7 protein-coding genes and 1 pseudogene are annotated in these 12,848 nt (G+C 65.0%); 3 read left to right on the top strand and 5 right to left on the bottom strand.

Annotated elements, in window-relative coordinates:
• Window positions 1–59: 59 nt before the first annotated feature.
• The 4 genes from QOH60_RS25440 to QOH60_RS25425 form a co-directional block, all read right to left on the bottom strand.
• Window positions 60–632 (bottom strand): maleylpyruvate isomerase family mycothiol-dependent enzyme, encoded by a 573-nt coding sequence (locus QOH60_RS25440; protein ID WP_526424656.1) that lies wholly within the window; start codon window positions 630–632, stop codon window positions 60–62.
• Window positions 629–1,966 carry a macrolide-binding ATPase MABP-1 gene (locus QOH60_RS25435; RefSeq protein ID WP_526424714.1) on the bottom strand — a complete coding sequence of 446 codons (1,338 nt, stop codon included), beginning with the start codon at window positions 1,964–1,966 and terminating at the stop codon, window positions 629–631. The genes QOH60_RS25440 and QOH60_RS25435 overlap by 4 nt, the downstream gene beginning before the upstream one ends.
• 24 nt (window positions 1,967–1,990) lie before the next feature.
• Complete coding sequence (locus QOH60_RS25430) at window positions 1,991–2,797, bottom strand: cyclodehydratase (RefSeq protein WP_526424713.1); 807 nt, start codon at window positions 2,795–2,797, stop codon at window positions 1,991–1,993.
• Window positions 2,798–2,878: 81 nt separating this feature from the next.
• Window positions 2,879–4,252, bottom strand: a complete 1,374-nt coding sequence (locus tag QOH60_RS25425; RefSeq protein ID WP_526424655.1) for a zinc-dependent metalloprotease — start codon at window positions 4,250–4,252, stop codon at window positions 2,879–2,881.
• Window positions 4,253–4,346: 94 nt separating this feature from the next.
• On the opposite strand from QOH60_RS25425, the gene QOH60_RS25420 reads away from it, so the two are divergent.
• The 3 genes from QOH60_RS25420 (at window position 4,347) to QOH60_RS25410 (ending at window position 12,533) form a co-directional block, all read left to right on the top strand.
• Window positions 4,347–5,372, top strand: coding sequence for a YlbL family protein (locus QOH60_RS25420; protein WP_526424654.1), 1,026 nt, complete (start codon window positions 4,347–4,349; stop codon window positions 5,370–5,372).
• Between the two features lie 79 nt (window positions 5,373–5,451).
• Complete coding sequence (locus QOH60_RS25415) at window positions 5,452–8,445, top strand: UPF0182 family membrane protein (protein WP_526424653.1); 2,994 nt, start codon at window positions 5,452–5,454, stop codon at window positions 8,443–8,445.
• Window positions 8,446–8,621: 176 nt separating this feature from the next.
• Window positions 8,622–12,533, top strand: a complete 3,912-nt coding sequence (locus tag QOH60_RS25410; protein WP_526424652.1) for a diguanylate cyclase domain-containing protein — start codon at window positions 8,622–8,624, stop codon at window positions 12,531–12,533.
• A gap of 15 nt (window positions 12,534–12,548) precedes the next feature.
• On the opposite strand, the pseudogene QOH60_RS25405 reads toward QOH60_RS25410, so the two are convergent.
• Window positions 12,549–12,848: pseudogene (locus tag QOH60_RS25405) on the bottom strand (hypothetical protein); the annotation flags it as partial.

Genomic DNA, 12,848 nt, shown 5'->3' with positions numbered 1-12,848 from the left:
GAACGTCGACTTGTGTGCGAGATTTCGACGAAATTCCAACCACAAGTCGACGTTCGGCGTCAGGCCGTCGACGCGTCCCATTCCGGATCGCGGCCGAGCCGATACAGCAGCGTCGACTGAGGATCGGATCGCGCGCCGGTGACAACCGGTGGGGCGAACATCCCCGTAGCGCTCAATGCGGAAGGGTCGGCAGAAAGTTCTTCGACAAATCGCTCACACCACTGCGGATCCAATCGATCATCGGCTCCCACGGCCCGAGCGAGATCCCAAGTATGCACCAGGACGTCGCGAGTCAGTTGCGGCACCAGCGCGCGTGCGTTCAAAGTTGTCGGCTGATTTCTGCCGATCGATGGGATGTCTATCGTTCGTTCGAACAACGTTGCCTCGTCAAAGGTCTCGACGAGCCGGTCGAATGTGATCTCCCACCGGCGCCGCGGATTATCGCGGGGTCGCTCGGGTTTGCGGCCTAACGGCCTCAGCAGCAGCACATCATGGAATCCGATGACATGCTCCACGACGTCTCTGGCGTCCCACCCTTCGCACGGCGATCGACGGTCCCACTTCCCGTCGGCCGCCGCGACGGCCTCACTGAAGCGCCGGCACGCCGCCAAGTGTAGTGGACCGGGTTTCACGCCGCGTCGGTGAACCCTGGAATATATTGCAGCGCAATCGATTTGATGGGCACATGCGCATCGAGCTGACATGAGATTGCCACGTTGGACGCGATCACGCGCATCGGAATCGCCAGCTTTGGCGGCACATCGAGCTGGCGTGCCGTCCTGATCTGGGCAACCGAGCGGTCCATCTGTATCGCGGTCATCTTCTGAAGCCACCTGCGGGTGAAGTGGAACACCTCGGTCTGCACCGGCTCGACGTATTGCCGCAACATGTCGTCGATTTCGCGCATTGACACCCTCTCGCCAGGCTGGATGAAGCCGATCTTCTCCATCGTCGCCATGAGGTTGTCGTAATTCTTGTCCAGCGCGTAGCGCAGCATATGGCCAATCTCGACCGGCAATCCGCCCGGCAGCGGCGCGACCGCGCCGAAGTCGATCACGCCCATCCGGCCGTCGGCCATCAGCATGAAATTCCCCGGATGCGCGTCGCCGTGCATCATCTCCAGTCGCGCAGGCGCGCTGTAGGTGAGCTCGGCCAGAAGCGTGCCCAGCAGGTCGCGCTGCTCGGTGGTGCCGTCGCGAATGATGTGCGACATCGGAATGCCGTCGATCCATTCGGCGATCAACACTTTCGGCGAGCTGGCGACCACTGGCGGGATGACGAACTTCGGGTCGCCCTCGTACGCCTTGGCGAATGCGCGTTGGTTCTCGGCTTCCAGCCGGTAGTCGAGCTCCATCTCTGTGCGTTCGATGAGCTCGTCGACCACCCCGTCGATATCCGCGCCAGGTGAGAACTGCTTGAGCACGCCGACCATGCGCTGCATCGTCTTCAGGTCCGCGCGCAACGCTTCGTCGGCGCCCGGGTATTGGATCTTGACCGCAACCGGCCGGCCGTCGTGCCACACGGCACGATGCACCTGCCCGATGCTCGCCGACGCGACGGGTGTGTCGTCGAACGAGGCGAACCGATCCCGCCACTTCGTGCCCAGCTGCTGGTCGAGCACCCGGTGAACCTTGGCCGCGGGCAGCGGCGGCGCATCCTTCTGCAGCTTGGTGAGCGCTTCGCGGTACGGCTTGCCGTACTGGTCGGGGATCGCGGCCTCCATTACCGACAGCGCCTGGCCGACCTTCATCGCGCCGCCTTTGAGCTCACCGAGGACCGTGAACATCTGCTGCGCTGCCTTGTCCATAAGCTCGGCGTTGACCTCATCGCGGGACTTGCCGGCCAGCCGCTTGCCCAGGCCCAGGGCTGCTCTGCCCGCCATGCCGGCCCCCAGGCCCGCAAGTTTCGCGTTGCGGGCGGCGGACCCACGTTTGATCTCTGCCACGCACCCATCATCCCTGACGATGGCTAGATTGCGGCAAGAACCCTCTCAGCACGTGCATTTCGGGTGCCGCGCCCACCGGCGCGCGACGATCGAGTTCGCGCCGACATCGAATTCCAAGGTGGTGTCCAGTGTCGGCGGGGGCCCCGGCCGGGGTGCGCCGCCGCGGATTGCCCGCAGCACCCGGTCGACCTGGCTGACGGCCACGGCCGCGGTGGCAAGCACGGTTGCCCGGTCAGCGCTGCCGACTGCCTCGCGCAGCTGCGCGGCGACCGCGGGCCAGGCCGCGTCGTGATCGCTGCGGTGAAGATCAGCGCAGCGCAGGCAGCTCGTCACGCCCGGGATCACCATCGGTCCGATTAACCCCGTGCCGTCGCGAACCCGCACCAGGAGGTGTGGTGTACGGGTGTGGTGCAACTCGGTGATGAGCGCAGGATCGACATCGAGGTAGTCGGTCAGCACCACCAGGTCCGCGTCGGTGCTGGTGGTGCCCCGCGCACTGGTGTGACGGACGCGGGCGCCCGAGCAGCGCAGCGCGCTCACCACCACCTCCGACAGCGGACCGTCGCCGTGCACGCGGATTCTCATCGAATGACGACGGTGCGTGCGCGGTTGGCGCGTAATGAGATTCGCGGCGACGAGTCGGCGTACAACGTCGACCATCTGGTCCTTGTCGGCGAGGCCGATCTCAACGGCGCGGTCGAGAAGTTCTTCCATGCTGATTCGCGACTGCATCGCGCGCATCAGTGACGCCAGCCGTTCTGTGGTCAGTCCCGACGGCGTGCGCACCAGCACCGCGCGGCGCGGATCCCACCCGATCTGCACGAACCCGTCCGGTCGCAGCAGCACCGGCATCGCGGGGTCCAGCGTGAAGTACACCCATCAACCGTGCCACGGCAATTCCGCCGACCAGGAGTTATCCACAGGCAGGCAGGCTCAAGCCTTGTCGTCGTCCTCGGAGCCCTTGTCGCCCTTGTCGCTTTCATCCCCATCTTCTGGTCTTCGCGCAAGCGGCTCATCCCCGAGTTTCGCGAGGGCCTCGTCGATGCCACTGGTGTCGCCGCCGATCACCCGGTCGATGAACCCCGCCGGTTCGTCCAGATCAGCCGCCGCAGGCAGCAGGTCGGGATGCTGCCACACGGCATCGCGGGCATCGATCCCGGCTGCCTCGGTCAGCCGCTCCCAGAGCGCGGCCGCCTCGCGCAGCTTGCGCGGGCGCAGCTCGAGTCCGACAAGCGTGCTGAACGTCTGCTCCGCGGGACCGCCCGTGGCGCGCCTGCGGCGCAGCATCTCGCTCAGCGCGGTGGTCCCCGGGATGCGGTCGCCCAAGGCGGCGCTGACGACGGTCTGCACCCAGCCCTCCACCAACGCAAGCAGGGTCTCCAGCCGCTCCAGGGCAGCGGTCTGCTCGGGGGTGGCCTTCGGTTCGAAAACGCCTTGGGACAGCAGCTGTTCCATCGCGGCCGGATCGCCGAGCGACATCGGGTTCACGCCGCGCGCGGCTTCCTCAAGACCGGACATGTCGATCTTCATGCCCCGCGCGAACGACTCGACAGCGTTCAGCAACTGCGACGACAGCCACGGGACGTGGGTGAACAGGCGATGGTGCGCGGCCTCTCTGGCCGCCAGAAACGTGAGGATCTCGCTGCGCGGTTGGTCCAGGTCTTTCGACAGCTCCTCGATCGCCTCGGGCATTAAAGCCGCGACTCCCGCAGGGCCGAGCGGCAACCCGATGTCCGTCGACGTCAGTACCTCCTTGGACAGCGTCCCGAGCGCCTGACCGAGCTGCGAGCCGAACGCCATGCCGCCCATCTGCGAGATCATCGCCATCAACGGCCCGGCCATGGTCTTGGCTTCCTCGGGCAATGCGGACGCCCACACGGTCGAAATCTGTTGGGCCACTGGATCACAGAGCCGCTTCCAGGTATCCAGCGTGTTGTCGATCCAGTCCTGCGGGGTCCAGCCGACCGCCTTGGTGGCGCCCGCGGGCAGTGCGGTGACGGCGTTGAGCCAGGTGTCGGCAAGGTGCACGGCGTCGCTGATCGCTGTGGATGTGGTCGCCGGGATCGGTTGGACGAATCCGATCGAGCTCGTCGCCAGCCTGCGCGCCAAGTCGTAGTTGACGGGCCCTGACGACGTTCCCGACGTCATCGCCGAACCAGCGCCGCTGAACATCTGCCCGAGCTGGGTGAACAACTTTCCCAGATCGGCGGCGTCGAAGCCGCCCTCGTTACCGGCGCCCGAGTCCTTTCCGCGCTTGTCGGGGTCTGGGTCGTCGTCGGCGGAGAAGCCGAAAGGCAGGTCAGCCATGCACTCAACGGTACTCACAGGGAGCCGGCCCTGTGCCGCCAGCGTCACGCTGTGGGTGAACGGTTCCGCTGAGGCGACCCGTACTCTTGCTCGGGTGAACAGGCGGATTCTGACGCTTCTGGTGGCGCTGGCGCCGATCCTCGTCTTCTCTGTGTTGCTGTATGCGGTGCCGGTGCCGTACGTGGCGCTGGGCCCAGGCCCGACGTTCAACACGCTCGGCATCGGCCCCGACGGCAAGGAGGTCGTCGACATCGAGGGCACCAAGGTGTATCCCGCGTCGGGGCACCTGAACATGACCACGGTCGCGCAGAGCGATAACCCGCGCCTCTTCGAAGCGCTGATGCTGTGGATCTCCGGGCGCGAGCAGCTGGTTCCCCGCGACGTCGTCTACCCGCCGGGCAAGTCGCGCGAAGAGGTCGACAAGAGCAACACCGAAGACTTCGAGGATTCAGAATCCAAGGCCCAGAACGCGGCGCTGGGCTACCTCAAGTACGCGCCCGCCGTGACGGTGCAGCTGCTCACCAAGGACAGCCCGTCGAAGGGAAAGCTCCAGGTCGGCGATGCGATCGACAAGCTCAACGGCACGCCGATCACGTCGTCCGATCAGTTTCAGGACTTGGTGAAGAAGACCAAACCGGGAGACCAGGTCGTCGTCGACTACCGTCGCAGACTGGGACCGCCCGGGACCGCGACGATCACGCTGGGCCCAGGTCCCGATCCCAACCGCGGCTATCTCGGGATCAGTGTGAGTTACGCGCCGTGGGCTCCGTTCAAGGTCGCATTCAACCTGGCCAATATCGGGGGGCCGTCGGCAGGGCTGATGTTCGCGCTCGCTGTCGTCGACAAGCTGACCGACGGTGATCTCGCCGGCAACAAGTTCGTCGCGGGCACCGGCACGATCGATACCGACGGCAAAGTGGGCGACATCGGCGGGATCACACACAAGATGTTCGCCGCTTCGCAGGCGGGGGCCACCGTGTTCCTCGTGCCCGCCGACAACTGCGCCGAGGCCCGCACAGGCACCGAAGAGGGCCTTGAACTTGTCAGGGTGGAGACACTGAGCCAGGCCGTGGACGCGCTGCACACCATTTCTGCCGGTGGCGAACCGCCTCGCTGCTGAAGATCCGCCCGGACGCCGATGCGTACAGTTGGCGGCACGGTAGTCACCCAGCACATATTGCCTAACGGGAGTTAACGACGTGGGAATGCGGCCCTCCGCAAGGATGCCGAAGCTGACGCGGCGCAGTCGGATCCTCATCGTTGTCGCGCTCGGGGTGGTGTTGCTGCTGCTGATCGGCCCCCGCATCGTCGACAAGTACATCGACTGGCTCTGGTTCGGCGAACTCGGCTACCGGTCGGTGTTCACGACCGTGCTCGTCACCAAGATCGTGGTGTTCTTCGTTATCGCGGTGCTCGTCGGCGCGATCGTCTTTGCGGGCCTCGCCCTGGCCTACCGCACCCGGCCCGTTTTCGTCCCGGCGAACGGGCCCAGCGACCCCGTCGCCCGATACCGCACGATCGTCATGGCCCGGCTGCGGTTGTTCGGGATCGTCATCCCCGCGGCCATCGGCGTGCTGGCCGGCGTGGTGGCGCAAAGCTACTGGGCCACCGTCCAGTTGTTCATGCACGGCGGAACGTTCGGTGTGAAGGACCCGCAGTTCGGCCTGGACCTGGGCTTCTACGCGTTCGACTTGCCGTTCTACCGCCTGGTGCTCAGCTACCTTCTGGTCGCCGTGTTCCTCGCGCTGCTGGCCAATATCGTCAGCCACTACGTCTTCGGCGGCATCCGGTTGTCGGGCCGCAGCGGTGCGTTGAGCCGCTCAGCGCGGATCCAGCTGATGTCGCTGCTCGGAACACTGGTGTTGCTCAAGGCATTCGCCTACTTCCTCGACCGATACGAGCTGCTCTCGCACACTCGCAGCGGCAAGCCGTTCACGGGTGCCGGATACACGGATATCAACGCCGTGCTACCCGCGAAGATGATTCTGGTTGCGATCGCCGTCATCTGCGCGATCGCCGTGTTCTCTGCGATTGTGTTGCGCGACTTGAGAATTCCGGCAATCGCCTTGGTGTTGCTGCTGTTGTCGTCGCTGATCGTCGGCGCTGGCTGGCCTTTGATCGTCGAGCAATTCAGCGTCAAACCCAATGCGGCGCAAAAGGAAAGCGAATACATCAAGCGCAGCATCACCGCAACCCAGGAAGCGTACGGCATCACCGACGCAACGGTGAGCTATCGCGACTATGGCAACGACCCGACCCCCGCGCCGACCGTAGCCGACCGCGCGACGATCTCGAACATCCGGCTACTTGACCCGACCATTGTCGGTCCGGCCTTCACGCAATTTCAACAGGGCAAGAACGTCTTCAACTTCCCTGACCAGCTGGCGATCGACCGGTACAAGGGCGGCGACGGCAACCTGCGCGACTACGTCGTCGCCGCACGGGAATTGAATCCCGACAAGCTCGCCGACAACCAGCGCGACTGGATCAACCGGCACACCGTGTACACGCACGGCAACGGCTTCATCGCCTCTCCGGCCAACACCGTGCGCGGGCAGGTCGCCGACGACCCGAACCAGCAGAGCGGTTACCCCGAGTTCATCGTGAACGCCGTGGGGCCCAACGGCGTAATCCACAGCCCCACGGGAGCGCCGGATCAGCCGCGGATCGATCTGGATCAGCCGCGAATCTACTACGGCCCCATCATCGCCGGCGCGGCCGGGGATTACGCGATCGTGGGCCAGAACGGGACCGACCGCGAGTACGACACCGACACCACCAACTACACCTACGCCGGCAGCGGTGGGGTGCACATTGGTGGCTGGTTCCCGCGCGCTGTGTTCGCGGCGAAGTTCGCAGAGCGAAACTTTCTGTTCTCCAACGTGATTGGCGACAACAGCAAGATTCTGTTCAACCGGGACCCGACACAGCGCGTGCAGGCGGTGGCGCCGTGGCTGACCACCGATCAGATGGTGTATCCCGCTGTCGTCAACAAGCGCTTGGTGTGGATCGTCGACGGCTACACGACGCTGGACAACTATCCGTATTCAGAATCGACGTCGCTGTCGTCGGCGACGGCCGATTCCAACGAGGTGGCCAACAACAGGCTGGCGCCGGACAAGCAGGTGTCCTACATCCGCAACTCGGTCAAGGCCACCGTCGACGCTTACGACGGCACTGTCACCTTGTATGCGCAGGATGAGAACGACCCCGTGCTCAAGGCGTGGATGGCGGTCTTCCCCGGCACCGTCAAGCCGAACAGTGCCATCAGCCCGGAACTGAAGGCGCACCTGCGCTATCCCGAGGATCTCTTCAAGGTGCAACGCAAGCTGCTGGCGAAGTATCACGTCACCGACGCGGTGAAGTTCTTCTCCACATCGGACTTCTGGGACGTCCCGCAGGATCCCAATCCGCAGGCAAGCAGCTATCAGCCGCCGTACTACATCGTCGCCAACGACCTTGCCAGAGGCGAAAGTGACAATACGGCTGCGTTCCAGCTCACCACCGCGATGACGAAGTTCAATCGTGACTTCCTGGCGGCGTACATCAGTGCCAGCTCGGACCCCGCTACATACGGCAAGATCACCGTGCTGAAGATCCCGGGTGAGGGAATCAACGGTCCGAAACAGGCGAATACCAGGATCAAGACAGATCCCAGCGTGTCGCAGCAGATCGGCATCATCGAGCGCACCAACCAGATCCGGTGGGGCAACCTGCTGACGCTGCCGATGGCCGGCGGCGGCCTGCTCTACGTCGAACCCGTGTACGCCTCGCCTGGAACCAACGATGCGTCGTCGTCCTATCCGCGCCTGATTCGCGTCGCGATGTTGTACGGCGACAAGGTGGGTTACGGCGCCACCGTCTCGGAGGCGCTCAAGACGTTGTTCGGCCCCGAGGTGGCCGATATCGCCACGAAGCCACTACCGGTTGCGGGACCGCCAGGCACGCCGCCCCCGGCAGCACCAACACCGGGTCCTCCGCCCGGGGCCGGTCCGCCACCGCCCTCGGGTCAGCAGCTTCCGAGCGCCGCGCCGCCGATGCAGTTGTCGGGTGCGAAGGCGGCGGCGCTGCAGGAGGTTCAAACCGCGTTCGACGATCTCCGCAAGGCGAAGCAAAGCGGTAACTATGCCGATCTCGGGACCGCGCTGCAGCGCCTCGACGACGCGATGAACAAGTACAACAACACCAAGTAGAGACACCTGCCGTTTTCGCCCGCGCAAATAAATTGCATACGTGAAGGTGCTCCTGAATGTTTGCTATAACGGCGGAATTCGGGGCATGATCTCACTCTGGGGTACCCGGACATCCGTCAGCTAGCGCGGAGGCCAATTGGCTACAAACTGTGAATCGCCAGCCCACGGTCGCGGAAGTGGTTAGCTGGACTGGGCAACGGCTACGCGTCCTCGGCTTGTCACAGCACGCCAGTTGGCTGATAACCGGGGTCTACGGCACAGCAATGCTGACTCTGGTGGCGTGGAGCCTGATTGCGGGCGACGAAGCGCACCCGACGCGCCCGATCGACGGCCTGGTCTGCGTGGTCGCTCTGAGCTTCGCGACGGGTTGCGCAGTTATCGCGGCTGGGCGAGCGCACGGACGCCGACGGTACGGCTGGCTGGCGATGACGGCTGCGTTGGTGTCCTGGGTGATCGGGGAGTTTCTCGCATTCCTCACGGAACTGACGGGTGTCGACCAGCCGGGCTGGCAGCCGACGCCCGCGCAGGCAGTGCTCGTGGTCTTTCCGATCGCTGCCCTGGCATCACTTCTGCTGCTCTCGGAGGGTAGGGGCGTGCGGTGGCGGTTGGTCTTGGACGGCACGGTCGTCGCGACGTCACTCTTCGTTGTGTCCTGGGTCTTTGTGCTTGACGGCGTCGCTCATGGCACCGGTGGCGACGGCGGTGCGCGGCTGGCGACGGTGGGCCAAGTCGTCGCCGATCTCGTCCTGTTGACCGCAGCCATCCTGGTCTGGTCACGGTCACCGTCTTCGGGCGCGCCTTTTCTGGCCCTGCTGGTCACGGGAATGATGGCGATCTGCGCCGCCGACATCACCACCGTGTACATCATCGGCGTCGGCGGTTATCACTCCGGCAGCCTGCTCGACCTCGTCCGCGTCGCCGGAATCGGCCTGGTAGCTGCCGCCGCACTGTCGAGCATCGACGAGAAGACAACGGGAACAGCCGAATTCGATATCAGGCCACGCGATCGGGTGTGGTTGCCCTACCTGCCGTTGGTGCTCGCCGGCGTGGTCGGGATGGGCTACGCGTTTCGCAACATGCACAACGTCACGTTGCTCGCCGCGGAGGGGGCTCTGGTCGCCGCGGTGCTCGCGCGTCAGGCTGTTGTACTCGTCCAGAATCAACGCCTGCTGACCGAAGTTGCCCGGGAGGCACTTCGCGACAGCCTGACGGGTCTGGCGAACCGGGCACATTTTCTGGCAAGCCTCGAGCGGGCTCTGGAACGTGGACGCAGGGAGGACCGATCCGTCGGTGTGCTGTGCGTCGACCTCGACGACTTCAAGGAGGTCAATGACGCATTGGGACACCCCGCCGGGGACGAACTCCTTGTTCGCGTTGCGGGCCGCCTGACTGAGTGTGTGGACGACTCGTCGACGCTCGCACGGTTGGGCGGCGACGAATTCGCGGTGCTCGTCGAGGGCTCCGCGGAAGACCTGCAGGTTACTGCGCAGCGCATCCTCGACAGGTTCGAGGACCCGATCGTGGTCGACGGTGTCCCGTTGACCGTCCGCCCGAGCCTCGGGTTGACGGTTGGCCCTCCCGGATCACCGGCCACCGTCGATGAGCTGATCCGCCACGCCGACCTGGCGATGTATGCCGCCAAACACGACGGGGGCGGATGTGCGCGCAGCTTCGTCCCCTACCGGCCCTTCCCGTATGAGCTGCCGCAGCCCGCCGAAAAGCCGAATGGCGCGGTACCGGCGGCCGCGACCGTAGCGCGGGCAGCCGCACGGCCGTCGACGTGGTCGTCGGCGCAACACCGCCGCATGGCCGACATCCCCGGGGTCGGCTGGCCCCCGCCGGTCGTCGCGTTCGCCATTGCGCTGTTGACGATCGCGGTGATCATTTTCGCGTCTTCGACGCTTTTACGTGACCTGCCCGGTCGCCATCTGCTGTTCGACGTCATCCTCTATCCGGCCGTGACTCTTGCCGCTGCCGGGCTGGTCATCGTGCGCGCATTCCGAGTTGCGGCGGAACGCCGAGCGTGGCTTTTCATCGCGGCGGCCATGGCGAGTTCGGCACTGGGTGACATCGTCTACGAGGGCTGGGTGTCCGACGGCAGGGTTCCCTCGCCTGCCGATCCTCTGTATCTGGCGTTCTATCCGCTGATGTACATGGGTTTGGTGATGCTGATCCGCACTCGGCTCAGCCACGTGCCGTCGGCGATCCGCCTCGATGCCCTGGTCTGCGTGCTGACAGTGACCGCGGTCGCGGCCGCGCTCGCGACGGGTCCCCTCGAGGAGGCCATGTCAGAGTCGGCCTGGACGGTGGTGGTCGGGCTTGCCTACCCCGCAGGCGACTTGCTCCTGCTGACGCTGGCGGTCGGAGTGTTCCCCAGTCTCGGATGGCGCAACGAGGCGCGGTGGCGCCTGTTGGTGGCGGCGTTCGCCGTGTTCGCAGCCGCCGACGTGATCTATGTGGTCGAGACGTTGACCGGTTCTTACCAAGAGGGTGCGTTTTTGGACGCCGGTTGGCTCCTGGCGGCGCTGTTTATCGCGATCGCAAGCTGGCAGCCCACCTCGCGGGTGACTCCCCGGCTGAACACTGGACTCGGCCTCTACCTGCCGCCGGTGATGTTCACTGCAGTCGCGCTGGGAGTGTGTGTGTTCGCGAATGGATCGCGCATCGCGGTAGCGCTCGCTGCAATGGGGCTGACGGCGGTGGCCGCCCGATTTGCCCTGACGTTCCGGGACCGGAGTACGGCGGCTGAGAGGCACCGGCTTGCCATGACCGACGAATTGACCGGACTTCCTAACCGGCGCTCGCTGGCGACCACGTTGGCAGCAATGGCCATCGACGAGCAGCCGACCGCATTCTGGCGCCGGTCCAGGGTCGGGCTCCTGTGGCTCGACATCGAAGAGTTGCAGGAGATCAACACCCTGGTGGGCAGTGGGGTGCGCGATGAGCTGCTGTGCCGCATCGCTGGTCGGCTGTCGAAGTGTCTTCGGCCGCAGGATCAGCTGGTGCGCGCGGGAGGCGACACTTTCGCTGTGCTTCTCACAGAAGACGCGGACATCACCACGGCGCGAGCGCAGGCAGGGGCTCTGCTGGAGGCTTTGGGACCGCCGTTCGCGCTGGATCAGATCACCGTCAAGATCGACGCCAGCATCGCGATCGCGATGTGCCCTGACCACTGCGATCAGACCCAAGGGTTGGTGGACTGCGCCGAAATCACGATCCCATTCGCCAAGACCGCGACCACGAAGATCGCTGTGTACGACTCGGCGCACCTTGACCAGTTCGACGAGTCCGTGGTGGAGGAGTTGCAAAGCGCGCTGTCGAATGACGAGCTGACGTGCTACTACCAGCCGAAGATCACCGCGCGCGACAGGCAAATCCACAGCGTCGAAGCCCTGCTGCGCTGGAACCACCCGACGCTGGGTCTGCTGCTTCCGGAAAGTTTCCTGCAGGCCGCCGAACGGGCCGGGCTGATGCGGCAGGTGGCCAACTGGGTGGTGGACAGTGCGCTCGGCCAGATCAGGTCGTGGCGCGACGAGGGGATCAATCTTACTGTCGCAGTTAATCTTTCGTCGTCGAACCTGCTCGATCTCGACCTCGTGGACACGATCGAGCAGACGTTGCACACCCACAGGTTGCCGGCTGAGGCGCTGATTGTGGAGATCACCGAGAGCACACTCACCACGGACTCGGTGCGGTCACGCAACACCGTCGCGGCGCTGCGCGAGCTCGGTGTTCGCATCTCGCTCGACGATTACGGCACCGGTTGGTCGTCGCTGGCGCGGTTGCAGGACCTCTCCGTTGACGAGCTCAAACTCGACAAGGTGTTCGTTACGCGCCTTTCGCAGGATCCGCGGTCGATCGCCATCGTGCGGTCCACCGTGGCGCTGGCCAAGAGTCTTGGTGCCGATCTGGTTGCAGAAGGCGTCGAGGACCACCTCACGCTGGGCGCCTTGGAGCGGTACGGCTGCAACATCACGCAGGGTTTCGTGCACACCCCGCCCCTGCCTGCTGATCAGCTGCGCGACTGGATGGCCGAGTACACGCCTGCGCCTGTCGGCATCGTGCACGAGGGCGTCGTCATCGAGTGATCCCGATGCCTCATGTCAAGATGCCCGCTTGGGTTTGGTCGTTGAATCATCTGAAGATGCCCGTTTCTTGGGTGGTAGTGGGTCGAGTTTTCGGCCGCTGTCGTAGACGTGGTAGCGGCGGGGACGGTTGGGGACGGCACCGCGTTGCTTGGCCAGGTGCACGAGCCGGTTTTGCAGGTCGCCGATGGTGCGGCGTAGCTGGGCGGGATTGACGGTGTCTAAGGCGGTGAGAAGGACGCCACGATCGGCATCGCAGAGCACGTCGGGGTGATCGCCCAGCAGCCGTCGAGCGGGGGTGGTGGCGGTGTCGTAGCG

This window comes from Mycobacterium sp. (assembly GCF_032159765.1).
GTDB lineage: Bacteria > Actinomycetota > Actinomycetes > Mycobacteriales > Mycobacteriaceae > Mycobacterium.
Note: the sequence above shows the minus strand (reverse complement) of the source record. Positions and strands in the feature narration are given on the sequence as shown.

Bases quoted from the DNA above. Each gene is read 5' to 3' on its own strand.
- QOH60_RS25430 (WP_526424713.1), bottom strand. From the start codon at position 2,797: ATGCCGGTGCTGCTGCGACCGGACGGGTTCGTGCAGATCGGGTGGGAT.
- QOH60_RS25425 (WP_526424655.1), bottom strand. From the start codon at position 4,252: ATGGCTGACCTGCCTTTCGGCTTCTCCGCCGACGACGACCCAGACCCC.